The 21,891-nt window shown below is 63.6% G+C and carries 25 protein-coding genes; 15 read left to right on the top strand and 10 right to left on the bottom strand.

Annotated elements, in window-relative coordinates; all coding sequences use genetic code 11:
- Positions 1 to 76: 76 nt before the first annotated feature.
- Complete coding sequence (locus V1292_RS08990; protein ID WP_334371903.1) at positions 77 to 289, top strand: hypothetical protein; 213 nt, start codon at positions 77 to 79, stop codon at positions 287 to 289.
- A 206-nt stretch (positions 290 to 495) separates the two neighbouring features.
- Positions 496 to 867 carry a hypothetical protein gene (locus V1292_RS08985; protein WP_334371901.1) on the top strand — a complete coding sequence of 124 codons (372 nt, stop codon included), beginning with the start codon at positions 496 to 498 and terminating at the stop codon, positions 865 to 867.
- Positions 868 to 1,189: 322 nt separating this feature from the next.
- On the opposite strand, the gene V1292_RS08980 is transcribed toward V1292_RS08985, so the two are convergent.
- Complete coding sequence (locus V1292_RS08980) at positions 1,190 to 1,495, bottom strand: hypothetical protein (RefSeq protein WP_334371899.1); 306 nt, start codon at positions 1,493 to 1,495, stop codon at positions 1,190 to 1,192.
- 12 nt (positions 1,496 to 1,507) lie between these two features.
- Between V1292_RS08980 and V1292_RS08975 the strand changes: the two genes are divergently transcribed.
- Entirely contained in the window at positions 1,508 to 1,993 is a 486-nt protein-coding gene (locus V1292_RS08975; protein ID WP_334371898.1) for a hypothetical protein, read from the top strand.
- Between the two features lie 182 nt (positions 1,994 to 2,175).
- Here V1292_RS08975 and V1292_RS08970 read toward each other — a convergent pair whose 3' ends face one another.
- The gene (locus V1292_RS08970) at positions 2,176 to 2,517 is read right to left on the bottom strand and encodes a hypothetical protein (protein ID WP_334371896.1); all 342 of its coding nucleotides are present in this window, start codon (positions 2,515 to 2,517) and stop codon (positions 2,176 to 2,178) included.
- A 108-nt stretch (positions 2,518 to 2,625) separates the two neighbouring features.
- Here V1292_RS08970 and V1292_RS08965 point away from each other — a divergent pair, with 108 nt between their 5' ends.
- The 4 genes from V1292_RS08965 to V1292_RS08950 all read left to right on the top strand — a co-directional run bounded on the left by V1292_RS08965 (position 2,626) and on the right by V1292_RS08950 (position 5,128).
- Positions 2,626 to 3,024, top strand: a complete 399-nt coding sequence (locus V1292_RS08965) for a metallopeptidase family protein (RefSeq protein ID WP_028348460.1) — start codon at positions 2,626 to 2,628, stop codon at positions 3,022 to 3,024.
- Between the two features lie 108 nt (positions 3,025 to 3,132).
- Positions 3,133 to 3,738 (top strand): 3-isopropylmalate dehydratase small subunit, encoded by a 606-nt coding sequence (gene leuD / locus V1292_RS08960; RefSeq protein WP_065744777.1) that lies wholly within the window; start codon positions 3,133 to 3,135, stop codon positions 3,736 to 3,738.
- A 58-nt stretch (positions 3,739 to 3,796) separates the two neighbouring features.
- Positions 3,797 to 4,588 (top strand): hypothetical protein, encoded by a 792-nt coding sequence (locus tag V1292_RS08955; RefSeq protein ID WP_334371893.1) that lies wholly within the window; start codon positions 3,797 to 3,799, stop codon positions 4,586 to 4,588.
- Between the two features lie 126 nt (positions 4,589 to 4,714).
- Positions 4,715 to 5,128, top strand: coding sequence for a DUF6455 family protein (locus V1292_RS08950; RefSeq protein WP_334371892.1), 414 nt, complete (start codon positions 4,715 to 4,717; stop codon positions 5,126 to 5,128).
- Positions 5,129 to 5,166: 38 nt separating this feature from the next.
- Here V1292_RS08950 and V1292_RS08945 read toward each other — a convergent pair whose 3' ends face one another.
- Positions 5,167 to 6,045 (bottom strand): HpcH/HpaI aldolase/citrate lyase family protein, encoded by an 879-nt coding sequence (locus V1292_RS08945; RefSeq protein ID WP_334371890.1) that lies wholly within the window; start codon positions 6,043 to 6,045, stop codon positions 5,167 to 5,169.
- A 102-nt stretch (positions 6,046 to 6,147) separates the two neighbouring features.
- Between V1292_RS08945 and V1292_RS08940 the strand changes: the two genes are divergently transcribed.
- A complete protein-coding gene (locus V1292_RS08940; protein WP_334371889.1) occupies positions 6,148 to 6,792 on the top strand; it encodes a carbonic anhydrase in 645 nt (214 codons plus the stop codon).
- Between the two features lie 132 nt (positions 6,793 to 6,924).
- Here the strand turns inward: V1292_RS08940 and V1292_RS08935 are convergent, their stop codons facing one another.
- Positions 6,925 to 7,959 (bottom strand): aspartate-semialdehyde dehydrogenase, encoded by a 1,035-nt coding sequence (locus V1292_RS08935; protein ID WP_334371886.1) that lies wholly within the window; start codon positions 7,957 to 7,959, stop codon positions 6,925 to 6,927.
- Positions 7,960 to 8,148: 189 nt separating this feature from the next.
- On the opposite strand from V1292_RS08935, the gene V1292_RS08930 reads away from it, so the two are divergent.
- The gene (locus V1292_RS08930; RefSeq protein ID WP_334371884.1) at positions 8,149 to 8,877 is read left to right on the top strand and encodes a hypothetical protein; all 729 of its coding nucleotides are present in this window, start codon (positions 8,149 to 8,151) and stop codon (positions 8,875 to 8,877) included.
- A 220-nt stretch (positions 8,878 to 9,097) separates the two neighbouring features.
- Positions 9,098 to 9,478 carry a hypothetical protein gene (locus V1292_RS08925; RefSeq protein WP_334371882.1) on the top strand — a complete coding sequence of 127 codons (381 nt, stop codon included), beginning with the start codon at positions 9,098 to 9,100 and terminating at the stop codon, positions 9,476 to 9,478.
- 120 nt (positions 9,479 to 9,598) lie between these two features.
- Here V1292_RS08925 and leuB read toward each other — a convergent pair whose 3' ends face one another.
- Positions 9,599 to 10,711 (bottom strand): 3-isopropylmalate dehydrogenase, encoded by a 1,113-nt coding sequence (gene leuB, locus V1292_RS08920; protein WP_334371881.1) that lies wholly within the window; start codon positions 10,709 to 10,711, stop codon positions 9,599 to 9,601.
- 251 nt (positions 10,712 to 10,962) lie between these two features.
- Here leuB and V1292_RS08915 point away from each other — a divergent pair, with 251 nt between their 5' ends.
- The 3 genes from V1292_RS08915 (at position 10,963) to V1292_RS08905 (ending at position 15,368) form a co-directional block, all read left to right on the top strand.
- Positions 10,963 to 12,159, top strand: a complete 1,197-nt coding sequence (locus V1292_RS08915) for a YbfB/YjiJ family MFS transporter (RefSeq protein WP_334371879.1) — start codon at positions 10,963 to 10,965, stop codon at positions 12,157 to 12,159.
- 125 nt (positions 12,160 to 12,284) lie between these two features.
- Positions 12,285 to 13,454 carry a saccharopine dehydrogenase family protein gene (locus tag V1292_RS08910; protein ID WP_334371877.1) on the top strand — a complete coding sequence of 390 codons (1,170 nt, stop codon included), beginning with the start codon at positions 12,285 to 12,287 and terminating at the stop codon, positions 13,452 to 13,454.
- A gap of 132 nt (positions 13,455 to 13,586) precedes the next feature.
- A complete protein-coding gene (locus tag V1292_RS08905; RefSeq protein WP_334371876.1) occupies positions 13,587 to 15,368 on the top strand; it encodes a Rieske (2Fe-2S) protein in 1,782 nt (593 codons plus the stop codon).
- Between the two features lie 6 nt (positions 15,369 to 15,374).
- Here the strand turns inward: V1292_RS08905 and V1292_RS08900 are convergent, their stop codons facing one another.
- The 4 genes from V1292_RS08900 to V1292_RS08885 all read right to left on the bottom strand — a co-directional run bounded on the left by V1292_RS08900 (position 15,375) and on the right by V1292_RS08885 (position 18,633).
- Positions 15,375 to 16,160, bottom strand: a complete 786-nt coding sequence (locus tag V1292_RS08900; RefSeq protein WP_334371875.1) for a molybdopterin-dependent oxidoreductase — start codon at positions 16,158 to 16,160, stop codon at positions 15,375 to 15,377.
- 17 nt (positions 16,161 to 16,177) lie between these two features.
- The gene (locus tag V1292_RS08895; RefSeq protein ID WP_334371874.1) at positions 16,178 to 16,807 is read right to left on the bottom strand and encodes a cytochrome b/b6 domain-containing protein; all 630 of its coding nucleotides are present in this window, start codon (positions 16,805 to 16,807) and stop codon (positions 16,178 to 16,180) included.
- Positions 16,808 to 16,986: 179 nt separating this feature from the next.
- Positions 16,987 to 17,541 carry a fasciclin domain-containing protein gene (locus V1292_RS08890; protein WP_334371873.1) on the bottom strand — a complete coding sequence of 185 codons (555 nt, stop codon included), beginning with the start codon at positions 17,539 to 17,541 and terminating at the stop codon, positions 16,987 to 16,989.
- Positions 17,542 to 17,871: 330 nt separating this feature from the next.
- Positions 17,872 to 18,633 (bottom strand): SDR family oxidoreductase, encoded by a 762-nt coding sequence (locus V1292_RS08885; RefSeq protein WP_334371872.1) that lies wholly within the window; start codon positions 18,631 to 18,633, stop codon positions 17,872 to 17,874.
- An 88-nt stretch (positions 18,634 to 18,721) separates the two neighbouring features.
- On the opposite strand from V1292_RS08885, the gene V1292_RS08880 reads away from it, so the two are divergent.
- Together V1292_RS08880 and V1292_RS08875 are read left to right on the top strand one after the other, a co-directional pair.
- Positions 18,722 to 20,248: a malonate--CoA ligase gene (locus V1292_RS08880; RefSeq protein ID WP_334371871.1), complete on the top strand. Its 1,527-nt coding sequence runs from the start codon at positions 18,722 to 18,724 to the stop codon at positions 20,246 to 20,248.
- 222 nt (positions 20,249 to 20,470) lie between these two features.
- Positions 20,471 to 20,821 (top strand): hypothetical protein, encoded by a 351-nt coding sequence (locus tag V1292_RS08875; protein ID WP_334371869.1) that lies wholly within the window; start codon positions 20,471 to 20,473, stop codon positions 20,819 to 20,821.
- Between the two features lie 9 nt (positions 20,822 to 20,830).
- Here V1292_RS08875 and V1292_RS08870 read toward each other — a convergent pair whose 3' ends face one another.
- Positions 20,831 to 21,691: a sulfite exporter TauE/SafE family protein gene (locus V1292_RS08870; RefSeq protein ID WP_334371867.1), complete on the bottom strand. Its 861-nt coding sequence runs from the start codon at positions 21,689 to 21,691 to the stop codon at positions 20,831 to 20,833.
- Positions 21,692 to 21,891 lie beyond the last annotated feature (200 nt).

Here is a 21,891-nt window from a genome sequence, read left to right as displayed (position 1 = left end):
CGTTCCGGAAACGGCCCGTTAACAGGCAAAGCGCACACTGGTTCCTTGCGAAGCGCTTTCGCGAGGGACTTTGGCCATGACCGACAAGTCTGAATTTGTCGATATGATCAGCGAGGCGACGCGGCAGGTGCGGCGGCGCACGCCGCCGCGCATCGTCGACCTCCAGCCTGTCTCCACCAAGGAAGCCTCGCGCCTCAGCCACTGGCCGCCGGAGCATTGGCAGCAATGGCGAATGGAGACGCTGACGCCGTGGAAGCTCAAGCCGTGGCGCGGCAAGGATTGGGACTGAGCCAGTAGAATTGTCTGAGAACAGGCGCCCATCGGGCGCCTGTTTCATTTCAACCTGTCTTACCAATAAGCGTAGTAGCGGTGGCGCCACCACCAGGGCGGCCTGCAAACCCTGCGCGGCCCATAGTAAGTCCAGATCACGCGGCAGCGCCGCGGATAATAGTAGGCCGGATACGAATAATAGGCTGGCGCGAAGTAGAAGCGGCTGTGGAAGTGACGCCGGTGGTGGAAGTGCGGCCGATGATGGAAGTGTGGGCGATGAAAGGCGTGACGATGTACGAAGCGGGGTCCGCCGCCATGGAAGGCGGGACCCGCACGAAAACCGCCACGGTGGATCGCCATCCCACCACCTCTGAACCCACCGCCGTGAAAGGCCGCGCCGCCACCGCGGAAGCCGCCACCATGAAAGGCCGCTCCGCCGCCGCGGAAGCCACCGCCATGGAAACCGCCGCCGCCACCGCCGCGAAAGCCGCCGCCGCCGAAACCGCCACCGCCGCCACCGCCGCGGAAGCCACCGCCGCCCATCCCGCCGCGGTGTTGAACCTCGGTCGTCAGTCCGTCGGTTGCATATTTCGCTGACGGCGCCGTTCCGGGGGTCGCTAGCGAAAGCGCCTCGGCGCGCTGTTGTGATGCCGCTGCGAGCGCGAATACTGCCGCAGCCGTAACACCCAGACGGCGGACCAGGCCGCGTCCAGGATCGGATGTTGTCATGGATTTATCCTCCCTAACCGGCGACGCGCGCTGCTCTGCGGCTGGCTCGCGTCGCGTCCTCTGCGATCGCTCCCAACATGACGTTAGAGACAGACACGTGAACGCGCCATGAATGCGCCGACCTCAGCGATGAATGCGCAGGAAAGTGCGTTGAAGAGATTTCTGCGGCTGCAGAAGTTGTGCACGCATACTACCAGAACGGCCCGAACCCGATGCCGAAGGTGAACGGCGCGGGCGCGTAGTAAGGATACGGCCGATAGTAGACGGGCCGCGCGTAATAGGGCCGGTAGTAGTGGCGATAATACGGACGGTAGTACGGACGATAATAGCCATAGTGACGATAATAGCGCCGTTGCGCGCTTAAATCGGTGGCGTTGGATGTGCCGGCGCTATGCGCCTTCGCCTGCGGCGCCGCGGCGGCCCTATCAATCGCCGCCGCCGGCCCGGCGACCGCGAGCGCGCCGACGACAAGGGCTGCAGAGATCAAGCTCCTCATGATGGACTCCTCTTGCTGATGCTGATGTCAGAGATAACGGGCGGTAATCTCGCCAGTTTCAAGGCGAGCGCTGAAATCGAAACAGGCCCGCGATCAAGCGGGCCTGTCGGCATCTGCGCCAAGCTGCCGCAATCACCAGCGGTACCAGTGACGATGATGATGGTGGTGATGGCGATGATGGTGGTGGTGCCAGCGATGCCACCGATGATGGTGGTGGTGGTAGCGGTGATGGTGATGTCGCCAATGCACTTCCGTCGTCGCCAACCTGGCATCCTCCTGAACCGCTGCGGCGGCGCCGGGATTGCTGAGCGACAGCGCATTGGCGCGCTCGGCCGGAGCGGCAAACGCCAGCAAGGCACCAACGGCCGCAAGCCCAAAAACCTTCATTACCTGCATATCCAGTCTCCTCGGGTCGTCGGATGCACGTCTGCGCCGAATGGCTTGCATCAACTAACGGCATCGCCGCGACACGTGCACAGACTGAAGCAAGTGACTTGAATGAGGTGTGAATGAGTGCGCCATGAACATGAAGAATGCGCCACGAACATGAACGGATGCTGCTTGCCGCAAGCGCGCGCACGCAGTTTGCTGCAGACCATCGTCAGCAACAGCGTTTGCCCACAGAGCCCGACTCGGCGCCTGTCAGAAAATGCTCGACAGAAAATAGAGAGGGGACGAATCTAGCCCGGCCGCCACCAGCAATTCATGCGCGGGGTGATCACCGTGCCGCTCGGCCGGTACTCCTGCACGTAATGTGCGGTGCAATCGCGCACGGCGTTGGGGCCGGGGTTGTAGCGCGGATAGACACTGGGAGCCCACGGCTCGCTGCGATAGATCGGCACGCGCCGCAGTGGGCGCCGGCGCTGGGCGGAAACATCCGTGACGATCGACTGCGGCGCCTGCGCGATCCGTAGCGCTGATGATGCCGTCTGCGCCTGCGCAGCCGCCACGTCAGGGAGCAAAAGCCCGGCCAGGACAGCCGAGAAGGCAGCCGATATGGCGACCGTCACAATCCGCTTCATTGAAGTCCACCCAAAACTGATCCCCCGGTACGGTCACCGATTGGCGCGTCAAAATCAACTCGCAAAACTAGTATGCGCCTGGGCATAACACACGCTAAATACGACGTGATGTGGACCGAAGCAAAAGCCCCCTCGCTCGCCGAAATGGAAGCCATGGCGCATGAGGTGTTCGAGCGCCTGCCCAAGGGATTTCGTACCCTGTGCGAGGGCGTGATCATCCGCGTGGACGATTTTCCGACCGACGAGGTCCTGGACGAGATGCAGGCGCAGAGCGAGTTCGACCTGCTCGGCCTGTTCCAGGGCGTCGGCCTGCCGCAGCAGAGCAACCAGGACATCGCCCGCCTTCCCAACATGATTTGGCTCTACCGCCGCCCGATCCTCGACTACTGGGCCGAGCATGAGGAAACGCTCGGCCATATCGTCCGCCACGTGCTCATTCACGAAATCGGGCACCATTTCGGGCTGTCGGACGCCGATATGGAGGCGATCGAGGCCGCCGCAGACTAGGCCGCTTCTGCCAAAACAGGCGGCCTATGCGCAAATTGGCCTTTTGCCGGGGCCATATTCGCGATAAATCACCGGCCGTCCCACCTTTTCAACCGGGAAGTGCGATCGATGGAAAAGTTCACCACACTGGAAGGCGTAGCTGCCCCGCTGAAGATCATCAATGTCGACACCGACATGATCATTCCGAAGCAGTACCTGAAGACCATCAAGCGCACCGGCCTTGGCAAGGGCCTTTTCTCGGAGCAACGCTACAAGGACGACGGCAGCGAGAACCCGGACTTCGTCCTCAACCAGCCGGCCTATCGCAACGCCAAGGTGCTGGTCGCCGGCGACAATTTCGGCTGCGGCTCCAGCCGCGAGCACGCGCCGTGGGCGCTGCTCGACTTCGGCATCCGCTGCGTGATCTCGACCTCATTCGGCGACATCTTTTACAACAACTGCTTCAAGAATGGCATTTTGCCGATCCGCGTCTCGCAGGAAGACCTCGACAAGCTGTTCGACGACGCCGAGCGCGGCGCCAACGCCACGCTGACCATCGATCTCGCCAACCAGGAGATCCGCGGCCCTGACGGCGGCAAGGTGAAGTTTGAGATCGATCCGTTCCGCAAGCACTGCCTGATGAACGGCCTCGACGACATCGGTCTCACCATGGAAAAGAAATCGTCGATCGACGATTACGAGGCCAAGCTTAAGAAAGAGCGCGCCTGGGCCTGATCGTGCTACGAGAGCCCCGACAAAAATCGGGGCTCTTTTGTGTAAGGAGGCGGCGCGAATGCGGCCTGACGTCGTCACCTTCTGGCACGGCCGCCTCGACGGGCTGCGACTGACCTGCCTCAGATCGCAGGTTGCCGCAGGCCACAAGGTCACCGTCTACAGTTTCGATCCACTGCCCGGCCTGCCTGACGGCATCGGCAACGCCGAAGCCGAAGCGATCCTGCCGCATTCCTTTGCCGAGCGGCTGCGCCCGCCCGAGGCTGACGGAAGCTGGCGCGACTGGACCATTTTGCAGTTCAGCGATTTCTTCCGCATGCGGCTGATGGCAGAAAACGCCGGACTGTGGCTCGACGCCGACGTGCTGCTGCTCAAACCGATCGAGATCGATCCGGCAAAGCCTTACTTCGCGTGGGAGCGCCGGCGCCAACTCGGCAACTCGGTGTTGTACCTGCCTGCAAACGATCCGATCGTGCGGGCGTTCGAAGGCCTGATGGAGCAGGAGGATCTGACGCCGGACTGGCTGGCGCTGCGTCATCGCCTCACCTTCATGCTGCGCCGGTTACGTCGCCGATCGAGCCGTCTCTCCGACATCCGCGTCGCCATCTACGGCCCCGCCGCGCTCACCGCACTGGCGCGCCGCGCGAACGAGTTGCAGCACGCGCTGCCCAAGCAATCGTTCTACGCGGTGCACGCCGAGCCGAAGCTGTTCTTCGAGCCGACGGATTTTTCGGGCCTGCTCAACAATCCCGAGATTGTCGGCCTGCACATCTCGCCAAAGGGCCGCGGCGGTGAAAAGCCGATCCCCGGCAGCCTGTATGCCTGGGCGGCGGAAAAGTTTGGCTCGCGATAGCTTACCCTCCCCTGGAGGGGGAGGGTAAGATCAGCGGCCCCTCGCGCCCCATTTTGATCCAGCGCAACGACGCAGCACAGATTTGCTCCCATCCTCGGCCATTCCAGCCACCATGGGAGCCGTGCCATGACCGTTCAGGACAAGCCCTATCCCACCGTCAGCCGCATGGTCGATATCTTCGGCGAATGGCTGAAACACCGGCGCGAGCTGCGGGAAATGCGCGAGCTGGACGCCGCCAATTTCGGCCAGATCGCGAGCGATTTACGGATGTCTTCCGCCGATTTGGAGGCGCTGGTCCGCCAGGGACCGCATGCCGCCGATGAATTGCCGAAAATGCTGACCGCGCTCGGCGTCGATCAGGCCGATCTGGCGCGTACCGAACCGCTTGTGCTGCGCGACATGGAGCGCGTCTGCTCCATGTGCATCCAGAAGCGCCGATGCGACCGCGATCTCGCCGCCGGCACCGCCGCTGCGCATTACCAGGAATATTGCGGCAACGCCGACACGATCGACGGCCTCGGCAAGCGGATCGACTCGTAGGCGCCCGGTTCCCTTCTCGCTTGTGAGAGAAGGGAAGATCAATGCCCCATGGCCGCGATTGCGTCGGCAATCGCAATCGTGCGCCGCGCCATGTCGGCGTGCAGTCGTTCCACCATCCGCCCGTCGAGCTGGATCGCCCCGCGCGAGGCGTTTTCCGGTTTTTCGAAAGCAGCAATGATCTTGCGCGCCTGCTCGACCTCCTCGGCCGGCGGCGTGAAGATGGCGTTGCAGGCCTCGATGTGGCTCGGATGGATCAGCGTTTTGCCGTCGAAGCCGAGATCGCGGCCTTGCGCGCATTCGGTCGCAAAGCCGTCGATATTGCTGATGTCGCTATAGGGACCGTCGAGAATTTCCAGCCCGTGCGCGCGCGTCGCCAGGATGCAGTGCGTGATCATCGGAATCATCGTGGCGCGGCCCGGCTGCATGCGGATCCGCGTTTCCCGCGAAATATCGTTCGGCCCGAACACGAATCCGGTAAGCCTGGTTTCAGAATCCCGCGATGCCGCGGCGAGCTTGTCGGCGTCCAGCACCGCGCGCGCGGTTTCGATCATGGCCCAGACCCGGATCGAGGTGGGCGCATTGATATCGCTGAGGCGATTGGCGATCGCGTTGAGATCGTCGACGGTGGAGATCTTGGGAACCAGAATGCCGTCGGGCCGCGCCTTGCCGGCCATGGTGACGTCCTCGACCCACCACGGCGTATCGAGGCTGTTGACCCGGATCAGCACCTCGCGCTTGCCGAACCCGCCCGCAGCAATCGCTTTGGCGATCTGGTCGCGGGCCATTGCCTTGGCGTCCGGCGCCACCGAATCCTCGAGGTCGAGGATGATTCCGTCGGCCGGCAGGTTGCGCGCCTTTTCCAGCGCCCGCGCGTTAGATCCGGGCATGAACAACAGGCTGCGGCGCGGACGGATCATGGGCTGGTTTCCTTGGGTGATCTTGAGGCCTCCGCGATATCATCTCGCGCGTTCGCCTGAAAGCCTTGTTCCCGTCATCGGCTTATGGTTAGGCATGGCACCATGACCTCTTTCCCGCAACATCTGCTCGACGGTTATAGGTCCTTCACCTCGCAACGGCTGCCGACCGAACAGACGCGCTACCGGGAACTCTCCGAGCGCGGCCAGTCGCCCGCCGTGATGGTGATCGGCTGCTGCGATTCCCGCGTCTCACCGGAAGTGATTTTCGATGCCGGCCCCGGCGAGCTCTTCGTGGTGCGCAACGTCGCCAACCTGGTGCCGGTGTATCAGCCGGACGGCGGCGCCCATGGCGTCTCCGCGGCGCTGGAATATGCGATCAATGTGCTGCGCATCAAGCATATCGTCGTGCTCGGCCATGCCCAGTGCGGCGGCATTCGCGCCTTCATCGACAAGATCGACCCGCTGTCCCCGGGCGACTTCATCGGCCGCTGGATGGCGATGTTCATCAAGCCGGGCGAGGTCGTCGAACAGCGCGAGCGCGAGACGATGCAGGAGTTCACGATCAGGATCGAGAAAGCCGCGATCTTCCGCTCACTGGAAAATCTGATGACGTTCCCGTTCGTGCGCGCCCGCGTCGAGCGCGGCGAGATGGAATTGCACGGCGCCTATTTCGGCGTCGCCGAGGGTTCGCTGTTCGTGCTCGATCAGAAGGCGAAGGAGTTTCGCAGCGTGCAGGACGCGGCGTAGTCGTAGGGTGGGCAAAGCGACTTGTCCGCCGTAGCTCAACGAGCGAAGGCGGAAGCGTGCCCACCATCCCTCAACGCAATGAACAGGATCGGTGGGCACGGCGCCAAGGCGCCTTTGCCCACCCTACAAATCCTACGCCGCCTTCTTCTTCGCGGTGATCAGCTTGCGGTTGATCAAGGATTCGGCGATCTGCACCGCGTTCAGGGCTGCGCCCTTGCGCAGATTGTCGGAGACGCACCACAATGCGAGGCCGTTCTCCACCGTCGCGTCCTCGCGGATGCGGCTGATATAGGTGGCGTCCTCGCCGGCCGCCTCGTAGGGCGTGACGTAGCCGCCGGGCTCGTGCTTGTCGATCACGAGGCAACCCGGCGCGTTGCGCAGGATGTTGCGCGCTTCATCGGCCGTGATCGGATTCTCGAATTCGATGTTGACGGCCTCCGAATGGCCGACGAACACGGGCACCCGCACGCAGGTGGCGGAAAGCTTGATCTTGGGATCAAGAATCTTCTTGGTCTCCGCCATCATCTTCCATTCTTCCTTGGTGTAGCCGTCCTCCATGAACACGTCGATCTCGGGGATGACGTTGAAGGCGATACGCTTGGGGAATTTCTTGTTGATCAGCTCGTCATTGGTGTAGACGGCCTTGGTCTGCGAGAACAGTTCGTCCATCGCGTCCTTGCCGGCGCCGGAGACCGATTGATAGGTCGCGACCACGACCCGCTTGATGGTGGCCTTGTCATGCAGCGGCTTCAGCGCCACCACGAGCTGCGCGGTCGAGCAGTTCGGGTTGGCGATGATGTTCTTCTTGGCAAAGCCCGCGGCCGCATCGGCGTTCACTTCCGGCACAATCAGCGGCACATCCGGGTCCATCCGCCAGGCCGACGAATTGTCGATCACGACCGCACCCGCCGCGCCGATCCTGGGCGACCATTCCTTCGACACCGAGCCGCCTGCCGACATCAGGCAGATATCGACGTCGGAGAAGTCGTAGTGCTCGAGCGCTTTGACCTTCAGGGTGCGGTCGCCATAGGACACTTCGACGCCGACGCTGCGGCGCGAGGCCAGCACCACGACCTCGTCGGCGGGGAACTTGCGCTCGTCGAGAATATTGAGCATTTCGCGCCCGACATTGCCGGTCGCACCGACGACAGCGACTTTGTAACCCATCGTTCACTCTCCGAGGAAAAATGCCGCCCTGCCGCGTCAAGCGGAAAGGGAGAAGGCAGCGCTTCTATGCGAGAAACGCCGATATGACAACGTGTGGCGGTTGCGTTTGGGCGTTTGATGCATTCGTTTCCGGCCGGTTCGGCCGATTCCCATTATAGGACGACAATTCACCCGGCGCTGGTAAGCTTCGTGGACGAGGTCTGCGGCACGCTGGCACGGCTCTGCGCCTATCTGATGACGCTGGCGCTGATGGCCATGGGCGGTATCGCGCTATGGCAGCATTTGCCCGATATCACGGCGATGGAAACGGCGCCGAAGGCCTGGAGCGAGGCCGGGCGCATGGCACCGGCGTTCGCCGTAGGCCAGTTCATTTTTCCAGGCAAGATAGAGACTTACGAGGCCTTTCGGCATCCCGAGGGTGGTCGCAAGGACGTGTTCCGCTGGAGCGGGCTCGGCGGCACGCCGGTCGCCGAACTCGAAATCTATCGTCCGGGCGAAGAGATCGATCAGGTCGGCTCGGCCGCTGGCTACCTTGCCGCCAGGCTGGACCCGGCTGGGGTCCGTGAATTGGAGGCGGCCGGAATCATCGACAGCAAATTCGGCGCCGTGACCCTGTTTCGCCGGATCGGTGGCTCGGAGGCCACCCACGCCTGCCTCCGGTTTTTCAAGCACGTTGACGAGCCGAAATTCCGTCTCTCCGGCTGGTCATGCCTGGGCGAGGATGTGCCGGCCCGCCGCGCCGAGATCGGCTGCATGCTGAACCGGCTGATCCTGCTGACAGCCGGCAATGATACCAAACTCGCCGAATTGTTCGCCCGGGCCGAGCTTCGGCGCAGCGATTGCGTATCAGGCGCGCCGCCGCTATCGGCCGATTGGGTGACGCGCGCCGATAACCCGCGGCTGCGCGGCGCTCTTTAATCCATCGTTCGCGCCGCTGGTTTTCGGCTGCCCCTTACAATTGTGGCAACAAGCGACCAAGACACTGGTTTTCATGAAACTTTCTCGCTTCACACCGCATTATTCCGCCGCGGTGTGGCGCAATTGACCTAGTGACGATGGTCCCGCCGAGGCTACAATGCAACCAGACAGATTTGGCGATCCGCCAGGCCCCGCGGGGGCAGCTAATGACGAGGATGCAATGACCCGAAAATTCCCTGCTGCGAGCAAGCTCGCGATGTTGCTTGCCGCGGCTGCCCTCGTCGCTATTGGCACGACCTCGGCCGACGCCCAGTCCAGGCCGCAATACGACCGCGACGGCCGCCCCTATTACGGCCCGAGCGGTCCCAACCGTTCCTACCAGCAGGGCCCGCGCACCCGCGTTTACGTCACCACCCGCTCCTGGCTCGATGCCGGCACCGAAGTGCTGCCGGGCGACCGCAAGTTCCAGGACTACGCCTTCCCGCCGGATCTGGGGTATCCGTCGTTCGCGCGCGAGAACCTCAACCGGCCGATCGACCGCCAGCCGCTCAACCCGCCGTCGGATATGGGTGGCTATCCGCAGCGCTTCCCGCTGTATTGATAGCGGCATCGATCAATTGACGTCGTCATGGCCGGGCTCGTCCCGGCCATCCACGTTTTTTGGGCCGCACGATAGAAAGACGTGGATGCCCGGGACAAGCCCGGGCATGACGAACAGCGCTTACGCGTGCAGCTTCTGCAATTCCTTCAAAATCGCTTCGCCCATCTGCGTGGTTGAGGCTGCCGTCGTGCCCTCGGACTTGATATCCGCCGTACGCAATCCACTCGCCAGCACCGCCGCGATCGCCGCGTCGACCTTGTCGGCCAGCGCGCCCATATCGAAGGAATAGCGCAGCGCCATCCCGAACGACGAAATCATTGCGATCGGATTAGCGAGGCCCTTGCCGGCAATATCGGGCGCCGAGCCGTGCACCGGCTCGAACAGCGAGCGGCGCTTTTTGGTCTTGGCGTCGATCTCGCCGAGCGAGGCCGAGGGCAGCATGCCGAGCGATCCCGTGAGCATCGCCGCGATATCGGACAGCATGTCGCCGAACAGATTGTCGGTCACGATGACGTCGAATTGCTTTGGCGCCTTCACCAGCATCATGCCGCCGGAATCGGCGAGCTGATGCTCCAGCGTCACGTCGGTGTATTCGCGCGCGTGGACGGCCGTCATGACCTCGTTCCAGAGCACGCCCGACTTCATGACGTTGCGCTTTTCCATCGACGTCACCTTGTTGCGGCGCTTGCGCGCCAAATCGAAGGCGACGCGACCGATGCGCTCGATCTCATAGGTGTCGTAGACCTGGGTATCGATGGCGCGCTTTTGGCCGTTGCCGAGATCGGTGATGGTTTTCGGCTCGCCGAAATAGACGCCGCCGGTCAGTTCGCGCACGATCATGATGTCAAGGCCTTCGACGGCCTCGCGCTTCAGGCTGGAGGCATCCGCGAGCGCCGGGTAGCAGACGGCGGGACGGAGATTGGCGAACAGGCCGAGATCCTTGCGCAGCCGCAGGAGACCTGCCTCGGGGCGCACCTCGTAGGGAACGCTGTCCCATTTGGGACCGCCGACCGCGCCGAAGATAATGGCGTCCGCGGCCGTTGCCTTGGCCATGTCGCCTTCCGAGATCGACACCTTGTGCGCGTCATAGGCGGAGCCGCCGACCAGTCCCTGCTCGGTCTCGAATGACGCGATGCCTGCCGCGTTCAGCCAGTCGATCAGGCGCTGCACCTCCCCCATCACTTCGGGGCCGATACCGTCGCCGGGGAGAAGCAGCAGTTTATGGGTCGCCATGGAAGATCCTTGCTATGTTCGTCATTCCGGGACGGCGCAACGCGCCGGACCCGGAATCCCGAGATTGGATGCAGCGCGATTCCCCGATGCGCAATTGCGCATCTGAGGTTCGCGGCTTTGCCGCGCCCGGAATGACGGGTCGGCGGGAGTGCTAGAGCGGCATTGCGCGATTGGCAAGACACCATTGCGGCCGCAGGGCCTGTGCATGCCCCTGGCGGCCTGCCACAATGCCGTCCCGCCGGAGCAAATCCTTGCACGCCCCCGACCGTCCCGCGAGTTACGCGCATCCCGCACGGCTGATCCTCATTCTGTCGCTGGCGCCGACCGTCGGTCTCGGCATTGGCCGCTTTGCCTATGCGCTGGTGCTGCCTGACATGCGCGACACCCTGGCCTGGAGCTATTCCGCGGCCGGTTTCATGAACACCGTCAATGCCGCCGGCTATCTCGCGGGCGCCCTGCTCGCCTCGCGCATGATCCGGCGTTTTGGATTGGCCGCTTCGGTTCGATGGGGCACGCTGGCCTGCGTGCTATCGCTGGCGCTCTGCGCCACCACAGGCAATTTCTACGTCCTGAGTTTTGCGCGGCTTCTGGCGGGCGTCGGCGCCGCGGCCGGATTCGTCGGCGGCGGCGCGCTGGCGGCGACGATTGCGCAGTCGCGCCCCGAGCGGGCGAATTTTCTGCTCAGCCTGTTCTATGCCGGCCCCGGGATCGGCATCCTGGCGTCGGGACTGGCGGCGCCGTTCGTGCTGCAGGGCTTCGGGCCGGGCTCGTGGTGGATGGTCTGGTGGGCGATGACCGCGCTGGCGGTCGTCATGACGATCCCGGTCCTGCTCGCACCGTTTCATGCCGGTGCAGCCCTGACCGAAACGACGGCAGTCAAATTCGCCGTCGCGCCGGTCGTGATCTATCTCACCGGCTACTTTCTGTTTGGCGCCGGCTACATCGCCTACATGACCTTCATGATCGCCTATATCCGCGACGCCGGTGGCGGTGCCGCGGCGCAGAGCGCGTTCTGGAGCCTGATCGGTGTCAGCGCTTTCATCACGCCCTGGGTATGGCGGCGCGTGCTGGCGCTCGACCGCGGCGGCCTCGCCACCACGATCATTCTCGGCGTCAACGCCATCGGTGCGGGGATGCCGATCTTTGGGCATTCGGTGTGGCTGCTCGCCACATCGGCGCTGGTGTTCGGCGTAGCATTCTTCGCGGTGGTCGGATCCACCACCGCCTTCGTCCGCTTCAACTACCCGCCGCAAGCCTGGCCCACCGCAATTGCGGCGATGACGATTTCATTCGGCATCGGCCAGACGCTGGGCCCGATCGTGGTCGGCGCGATCACGGATGCGCTGGGCAGCCTGTCGTTCGCGCTGAACGTTTCCGCGGCGATGCTGGCGCTGGGTGCGGTGCTGTCGGCATTTCAGAGGAAGGTAGTGCGGAAACCCTCGACGTGATGCGTTCTCCATCGGCGGGTCGTCCTGCGAGGGACGACGGGATTGTAGCAGTTTGCGGCGTGAAATGACGTCGCCTGATGGTAAGGTGTCAGCTCGGCAGCGGGAACTCGAGGAGGACCAACGTCGTGAAGCGGGAGTTCGACGTCATCGTCTATGGCGCGACGGGTTACACCGGGCGCCTCATCGCCGAATATCTGGCGACGTCCTATCGCAGCGACGATGCTCCGTCCTGGGCGATCGCGGGACGCTCGATCGACAAGCTCCGGAAGGTGCGTGTCGACATCGGCGCACCGGATGATTTGCCGTTGGTCAAGGCGGATGCCGACGAGCCGGCCAGCCTGCGTTCGATGTGCGAGCGTGCGGCCGTGATCATCACGACTGTCGGGCCCTATCAGCTGCACGGTCCCGGGCTGGTGGCGGCCTGCGCGGCCACGGGAACGGCCTATGTTGATCTCTGCGGCGAACCGGTTTGGATGCGGCGCATGATCGACGCCTATCACGAAGAGGCGAAACGGACCGGCGCGCGCATCGTCTTCTCCTGCGGCTTCGATTCCATCCCGTTCGACCTCGGCGTGCTCACGGTGCAGGAGAAGGCGCGCGAGAAATTCGGACGCCCGGCGCGGCGGGTCAAAGCCCGCCTGCGCAAGGTGAAAGGCGGCATGTCTGGCGGCACCGCGGCGAGCGCCCAGGCGACATTGGCCGCCGCCGCGCGCGACCCGGCCCTGATCGGGCTGCTGACCGACCCCTTCGCATTGACGCCGGGGTTCACCGGGCCGTCTCAGCCGTCGGGCCTCATCCCCGAATACGATCCGCACATGAACGCGTGGCTCGTGCCGTTCCCCATGGCGCCGGTCAACACCAAGAACGTGCACCGCACGAATTTCCTGTTGGGTCATCTCTACGGCAGGGATTTCGTCTACGACGAGATGATGGTCGCGCCGGGATTGGGGGAAATCGCCGGCGTGACGACGGAGACGTTCGCCACGGTGTTTTCCTTGGTCAGAACCGGCGGTCTCAAACCCGGCGCGGGCCCGACCCGGGAAGCGCGCGAGAAGGGCTTCTACGACATCCTTTTCCTGGGCGAGCTGCCGGATGGCGGACGGGTCGAGACGGTCGTCAGGGGCGACCGCGATCCGGGCTACGGCTCGACCAGCAAGATGATCGTCGAGAGCGCTCTCTGCGTCGTGCGCGACGTGCAGGGCGAGGGCGGCATCTGGACGCCGGGCGCGCTGATGGGTCCGGCGTTGCGCAAGCGTCTGGCGGAGCGCGCCGGCCTCACCTTCAGCGCGCGTTGAGGTAACGCGTGATCCAGTGCGGTTCCTTTCGCGCAGCCCCAACACCACCGCATCCTCTCGCCTTTGCGCGAGAGGACGTCTATGTTGCGGAGTACCTGCAGCGCCCCCAAAGCGACAATGGGAGGTATGCTCATGGACGCGCCGAGCAAGGAATTTGCGCTGGCGGGCAGCCTTGAGGAGCTGAAGCTCAAGGGGCGGCTCGTTGTGCGCGGTGACCATCGTCCGATCCTTGTCATCTACGACCGCGGACGTGCCTTCGCCCTCGACAATCGGTGCCCGCATATGGGCTTCCCGCTCGAGCGCGGCAGCGTCGAGGACGGCATCCTAACCTGTCACTGGCACCACGCGCGCTTCGATCTCGAAAGCGGCTGCACCTTCGACCTGTGGGCGGACGACGTGCCGATCTGCCCGGTCGAGGTGCGCAATGGTGACGTCTGGGTGAAGACCACGTTCACACATGCCGATCTCGCCGCGCACTGGCATCAGCGGCTTGCGAACGGCCTTGCCCACAATCTTGGCCTCGTCATTGCCAAGGCCATACATGGTCAGCTCGCGGCCGGCGTACCGCAAACCGAAATCGTACGGGAGGTGGCGCTGTTCGGGGCGCAAAATCGCGACGGCTGGGGCGTCGGCCTTACGATCCTTACGGCACTCGCCAATATCCTGCCTTTGCTGCCGGAGCAGGAAGCCTATCTCGCTCTATTCCACGGCGCACGCCGCGTGGCGGCGGACTGCGACGGCGAGGCGCCGCGGCGGGAACGCGCGCCGCTTGGAAGCCGGCCGGATCCGGCCGCGCTCAAACGCTGGCTGCGGCGCTGGACAAACGTGCGCCATCGCGAGGCGGCCGAGCGCACCCTGCTCACGGCGATTGCTGCCGACTTCTCCCCGGCTGAACTCGCCGATGCGCTGTTCGCTGCCGAGACCGAGCGAGCGTTCGCCGACACTGGGCACTCGCTCGACTTCATCAACAAGGCGTTCGAGTGCCTCGACCTGATCGGCTGGCAACACGCGGCGGCTCTGCTGCCGACTGTCGTCGGTCAGATGGTAGCGGCCCGTGGCGCCGAGGAATCGACTGCCTGGCGCCAGCCCATTGACCTTGTTGCATTGTGTGAAGAATCAACCGGCGAGCTCGCGGACCTGTTCGCTGCCGGACGCGGCTCGCGTGACTGGTCGGGCCACGCCGCACTTGCTCACGAGCTGCTCGGTGACGATCCGACCAGGATCGTCGACGCGCTCAAGGGGGCGATCCGCGCCGGTGCCGCTCCTGCCGACCTTGGCCAATCCCTCGCCTACGCGGCAGCGCTCAGGGTGGCGCGCTTCGGCAATGCCAATGAGCACGCCGACTGGGAGACGGCGCATCACGTTTTCACCTACGCCAACGCAGTCCACCAGATGCTGATCCGCATCGGGATTGCCAACATCGACACTCACGTCACGGCGGTGCGCGGCGTGTTGCACGGAGCGATGGCGCTCTACCTTGCTCGCTATCTCAATGTGCCGCCGGCGCGCATCCCGGGCGACGGCGGCGAGCAGCTCGATGATCTGCCCGCGGATCCAGAGACGATCAGAGCCGCCTTGCTCGATGCCTTCGACCGGCAGCGGCAGGTCGATCTCGCCGCAAGCCTGGTGGCACGGCATCTCACGCTCGGCCATTCGCCGCAGGCGCTGATCGCCACGCTCGCGCATGCGGTCCTGCGAGAAGATGCAGGCTTCCATGCCTATCAGATGCTGGAGGCCGGAGTCCGGCAGTTCGGCACGCGGGGCGATACGAACGAGGGCCGGCACATCCTGATCGCGGTTGCCCGCTATCTGGCCGCCCATTCACCGACAGAACGCGCCTCACTGCAGACAGCCGACATAGCTCGCCGCTTGATGCGGGGTGGCGAGCTGCATCAAGAGGCTGGATCGTCCTGAGGGCGACTAACTTCCGCTGAAAGAATTATACCCCTGATCTTCCCAGAAGCCGCCCTTGTAGTCGTTGGTGACTTCCATCGAGATCACGTATTTCGGGTTCTTGAAGCCGAGCTTGGTCGGCACCCTGATCTTCATCGGGAAACCATAGGCGCGCGGCAGGATTTCGTCGCCGAATTTGAACGTCATCTGGGTCTGCGCATGCAGCGCGCTCGGCATGTCGAGCGGCGAATTGTAGCCGTCCTTGTCGGCGCACTGGAACCAGACATATTTCGCCCGTGTATCCGCGCCGACCAGTTTGAGGAAATCGCGCAACGGCGTACCGGTCCAGCTTCCGATCGCGCTCCAGCCTTCGACGCAGATGTGGCGCGTCACCTGCTTGACCTGCGGCAGTTGATAGAGCTCGTCCAGCGTCCAGGACTTCTTGTTCTCGACGAGGCCGCGCACCTCGAGCTTCCACGTCTTGCCGTCGACTTCCGGCGCCTCGTCGAGGTCGTAATAGGCGTTGAACGGGAACGGCTTTGTGATTGCGCTTTCCGGGAAAGTCGGCGCCATCGCATTGGGATTGAACATCAATGCCTGCACGCCGTCATTGAACTTTGAGACCTGCTTCAGCATCTCCTCGGCCGAGAAACTGTCCGTCACGTCGCAGCCGGTCAGAAGCGTCAGCGCGCCGAGGCTGGCACCGCCCGAGATGAAGCGCCGGCGGGTGAGATCCGGCATGGACTTGACGGCGTCTCTGACGAGAAGCGTCTTGTCGACGCCGGGGATCAGAAGCTTGCGCATGCGGCCCATGGTCGTACTCCCTTGAACTAGCGGCCGATGATCATGGCGCGCAGGCTCTTCGGCACCAGGAGGGCGAGCGCGACATGAACCACCATGAAGGCGACGATCGCCGCCATGCAGAAGAAATGGACATAACGGGCGCCCTCGTAGCCGCCGAACAACGCCGCCAGGTATTGCAGTTGCACCGGCTTCCAGAGCGCCAGACCTGACAGCACGATGAGGATGCCGACGACGATGATGCCGGCGTAGAGCAGCTTCTGCACATAATTGTATCGGCTGAGGTCGTCGTGCGACAGCTTGCCGGTCAGCGCAGCTTTCGTATCTGAAATCACGCCCTCCGGCGTGATTGGCAGCAGCTTCTTGCGGAAGCGGCCGGTAACAAAGCCCATCACCAGGTAGATCAGCCCGTTGACCATCAACAGCCACATCGCGGCGAAATGCCAGAGCAGCCCTCCGGCGAGCCAGCCACCCAGCGTGACCGAACGGGGAAACGTAAAGCCGAATAGCGGCGAGGCGTTATAGATCTGCCATCCCGACATGATCATCAGGACCATCGCAAACGCGTTGGTCCAATGCAGCGCCCGCACCCAGGCCGGCTGAATGACTTTTGCCTTGGTTGACGCGGCGTGTTGGTCGCTGACTGTTACGGCCGACATGGCTCATCCCCGCTTGCAATTCGTATCGAATATACGCCCGGAACCGGGTTTCGTTACTGCCATGATTCTATCAGAACGATGCATGGCGTGTATCGACCTTCACGAAAAAGCGAGCCGGGTTGCCCCGGCCCGCCAATCCACACGCCCCTGTTGGGACCAGTCAGGGGCGCGCGGGGAGCTCAGGACGCCGGCATCAGCACGGTGTCGACCACATGGATCACGCCGTTCGACTGATTGACGTTCGAGATCGTGACCATGGAGGTTCCACCCTTCGCGTCGACGATCCAGACCTTGCCCTCCTGGAGCTTAACCGAGAGCTGTTCGCCTTCGGCGGTCTTGAGCTTCATGCCATCCTTCAGGTCGGACGCGGCGAGCTTGCCCGGCACGACATGGTAGGTGAGGATCTTGGTCAGCGTCGCCTTGTTCTCCGGCTTCACCAGCGTCTCGACCGTGCCGGCCGGCAGCTTGCCGAAGGCCGTGTTGGTCGGCGCGAACACCGTGAACGGGCCCTTGCCTTCGAGGGTCGCGACCAGGCCGGCGGCCTTCACCGCGGCAACCAGCGTGGTGTGGTCCTTCGAATTGACGGCGTTCTGGATGATGTTCTTGGATGGGAACATCGCCGCACCTCCGACCATCACGGTCTTTTCTTCTGCGCTAACTGGCGCGGTGATGGTGGCGGTGAAAGCCAGCGCGCTGAACACGGCGGCGGACAGAAGTGCAATACGCTTCGACATGGAATCTTCTCCCGAGGATTGCTGTGGCCGGCGGGTATCGCCGGTGATGAAAACAACGACGCTGGTCGATGGACCGGTTGATTTCGTCGTCGTTGGGCCGAGCTACGGGAGGTTTTGCGGCCAGTTTCGGGGAATAATTTATCGTGATCTCTGAAACTTTTGCGGGCGTGATCCGTGTGGCGGTCGGGCGCGGGCTGGATGGAGCGGCGCGCAATCCTTGCCGCCCGTCATTGCGAGGAGCGTTAGCGACGAAGCAATCCATATCTCCCCTTGCGGCGCGCTGGATTGCTTCGCTGCGCTCGCAATGACGGGGCAGCAGCGGCGCCGAATTCAATCCCTATTCGCCGGCGTCTGGATGAAGCCGCGATTATGCGTCGGGCTGATCAGGATCTCGTTGACGCAGACCCGCGGCGGCAGGCTGGCGACGAAGGCGATGGTGCGGCCGCAATCCTCCGGCTGCAGCATTTTGGCTTGCTCTTCGTCCGAGGGTACCACCGGACGCAGCTTCAGGATCGGGGTCGCGACCTCGCCCGGCGACAGGCAGCAGGCGCGCAGCCCATTGACGCACTCGTCCATGTTGAAGGAGTGGGTCAGCGCCAATACCGCATGCTTGGTCGTGGTGTAGGCCGGGCCCGGCATCTTTGACACGTGACGGCCGGCCCAGGACGCGACGTTGATGATGCAGCCGTCCTTCTGTTTGCGCATCGCCGGCAGCACCGCGCGCATGCAGTAGAGCACGCCGTTGAGGTTGATATCGACGACCTTGTCCCAGCCCTCCAGTTCCATGTCGGCCCAGCTTCGTTTGGGCACGTTGATGCCGGCGCTGTTGACCAAGAGGTCGATCCGGCCGTGTCGGCTGAGGATCTGGTCGGCCGCCTTGTCTACATCCGCCTTGTTGCTGACATCGAGCGCGATCGCCTCGGCTTTGCCGCCCTTTTGGGTGATATTGGCCACGACCTTGTCGAGGGCATCTTTCCGCCGCCCCGAGACCACCACCGTCCAGCCATCGGCTGCCAGCGCGTCGGCGCCGGCCTCGCCAATCCCGCTGCCACCGCCCGTCACCCAGGCCACGCGTTTCCCGCCATTTGTCATGCAAACTGTCTCCGTTGCTTTTTGAAGGGCGTTCTTGCTATTCCAGCCTGCGAAATTCGCAGGCCAGCGCCCTCCAGGGGAAGTTTGCATGAACACGACCGCCAACGCCAACCTGTTTTCCCGCCTGTTCGACACGCTCGACGATCCGAACCGGCTTGCGATCGAGATGCTCGATGGCACGCGCATCAGCTATGGCGAGCTGATCGCCCGCGCCGGCCAGATGGCGAATGTGCTGGTCGCGCGCGGCGTCAAGCCCGGCGACCGCGTCGCAGCCCAGACCGAGAAATCGGTCCCGGCGTTGGTGCTCTATCTGGCAGCCGTACGCGCGGGCGCGGTGTACCTGCCGCTCAACACCGCCTATACGCTGAACGAGCTCGACTACTTCATCTCCGACGCCGAGCCCGCGCTGGTCGTCTGCGATCCGTCCAAGGCCGAGGGCATCGGCGCCATCGCCGCGAAGGTGAAGGCAAAGGTCGAAACGCTTGGGCCCGACGGCAAGGGATCACTGACGGACGCCGCCGCCAAGGCCGATGCCGCCTTCGCAACGGTCGCCCGCGGCAATGACGATCTGGCTGCCATTCTCTACACCTCAGGCACCACCGGCCGCTCCAAGGGCGCGATGCTGACGCACGACAATCTGGCGTCGAACTCCTACAGCCTGGTCGACTATTGGCGCTTCACCGACAAGGACGTGCTGATCCACGCGCTGCCGATCTATCACACCCACGGCCTGTTCGTGGCGAGCAACGTTACGCTGTTCGCCCGCGCCTCGATGATCTTCCTGCCGAAATTCGATCCTGAAATGATCATCAAGCTGATGGCGCGCGCCACCGTGCTGATGGGCGTGCCGACCTTCTACACACGGCTGTTGCAGAGCCCGGCGCTGTCGAAGGAATCGACCAAGCACATGCGGCTGTTCATATCGGGCTCGGCGCCGCTGCTCGCCGACACCCATCGCGAATGGGCCGCGCGCACCGGCCACGCCGTGCTGGAACGCTACGGCATGACCGAAACCAACATGAACACCTCCAACCCCTATGACGGCGAGCGCGTCCCCGGCGCCGTCGGCCATCCCCTGCCCGGCGTTTCCGTCCGCGTCACTGATCCCGAGACCGGCCAGGAGCTCGCGCGCGACGAGATCGGCATGATCGAGGTGAAAGGCCCGAATGTGTTCAAGGGCTACTGGCGCATGCCGGAGAAGACAAAAGCCGAATTTCGCGACGACGGCTTCTTCATCACCGGCGATCTCGGCAAGATCGACGCCAAGGGCTACGTGCACATCCTGGGCCGCGGCAAGGATCTTGTGATTTCAGGCGGCTTTAACGTCTACCCCAAGGAAATCGAGAGCGAGATCGACGCCATGCCGGGCGTGATCGAATCCGCCGTGATCGGCGTGCCGCATGCCGATTTCGGCGAAGGCGTCACCGCGGTGCTGGTCTGCAACAAGGACGCAGACGTCACCGAGGCGGGCGTGCTGAAGGCGCTCGACGGACGACTTGCCAAATTCAAGATGCCGAAGCGCGTGTTCGTCGTCGACGAACTGCCGCGCAACGCCATGGGCAAGGTGCAGAAGAACATTTTGCGTGACACCTACGCGAAGATTTACGCGAAGTAGTTTGCTGTCGTCCCTGCGAACGCAGGGCCGCATCGACAGCGCCGGCGATGCCCACATGTGGTGCCATAGCGAAGTGCGCCTGCCGCACTGAGACGGCGCGTCCCGCGAAGCCACGGAGCAACTTACGCAATGCTAACCCTAATTTCGCAACCCGGTTGCAACTGGACCGGCGGGGTTGGATAGGTTGCACACGACATCGACGAATACGAGGAAGCAAACAAGGTGAAGCTGTCACTTGCCGCCACCGTCGCCGCCGGCATCCTCCTCGTGCGGCCAGGCTTTGCGCAAGAGGTGGCGGTGCCGTGGATGACCGAAGAGAAATTGGCTGCCGTGCGGGCGATCGGGATCGATCCGGAGAAGGATATCGAAGCGAAAGGCAATTATCACTGGCGATACAAGGCCCACAGGCCGTTGACCGTCGGTGGCTATTCCTGCCCGGTTGGAACCATGGTCGGCATTTCCCGAAATATCATGCTGGTCCTGCCTCCCGAGCACGCTGCGTGCCGCGACGCCAAGGGAGGAGACGTCCGCGCGCTCAGGCTCTTGCCGAACGGTGCTGCAGAGGCGATGTGAGCCAGCTGCCTATTGCCCGCTCAGCAGGCTGATCACGAACCTCCCACCAACAATGAACATATACGCCCCGAACGCCATCTCCAGCGCGCGTTTCGACAGCGCGTGCGCGGCGCGGACGCCGAGCGGCGCCGTAATCAGCGTGGTCGGCATCACCAGCAGCGCGCCGATCAGCGACACATAGCCGAACGCGAACGGCACCTGCAGTGCGGCGACGTCGGGAAAACGCGCCGCCGCCGGCCAGCCGGCATAGACATAGCCGATCGCGCCGGGGATCGAAATCAACACCGCCAGCGCCGATGAGGTGGCGACCGCCTGGTGGATCGGACGACCGTAGAACGTCATCAGCAAGTTAGCGAACAGACCGCCGCCGATCCCCATCAACGTCGACAATAGCCCGACGAAGAAGCCGTAGACGCGCATCAGAAAACCCTTCGGAACGTCGTCGCCGAACTTCCAGGTTTCTCGCGCCAGCAACAGCCGCGCCGCCGCCGACCACGCCACCATCACGAACACGATCTTGAACAGGCGCTCCGGCGCGAAACGTGCGGTGACGCTGCCTGCGATCACACCGATCACAATCGGCAGCCACCAGCGCTTGAGGATTTCCATGTCGACCGCGCCCCTGTTGTAATGGGCGCGAAACGAGGAGAGCGAGGTCGGGATGATGATCGCAAGCGAGGTGCCGATACAGAGCGGCATCCGCACCTCGAGCGGCACGCCGGCGAGCCGGAAGCATTCGTAAAACACCGGCACCAGGATGGCGCCGCCGCCGATGCCGAACAATCCGGCAAGAAAACCCGACAGCGCGCCGACCGCAATCAGCAGCAGGGCGAGTTCGATGAGCTCTTTCGGATCGAGGCCGGCCGCCATGTCCTAAGCATCCCACGTTAGCGCCTGTGACCCGCGCATCTGCACGGCCGCTGGCAGACCGCGATGACGATCGCCAGAGAGACTTAGCTGCTTCTGAAATGCGGGAGTATCCATTATCTCTCGCAGGCACCGTTGCTATCGGCACTGTCGTGCGGACGCATCTGGCAGCGCTGAACGGCGCTTCGCCGGCGGCAGCAAAG

Origin of the sequence: Bradyrhizobium sp. AZCC 1719 (genome assembly GCF_036924525.1) — a bacterium.
Lineage (GTDB): Bacteria > Pseudomonadota > Alphaproteobacteria > Rhizobiales > Xanthobacteraceae > Bradyrhizobium.
This window is presented reverse-complemented; position numbering and strand designations above follow the sequence as displayed.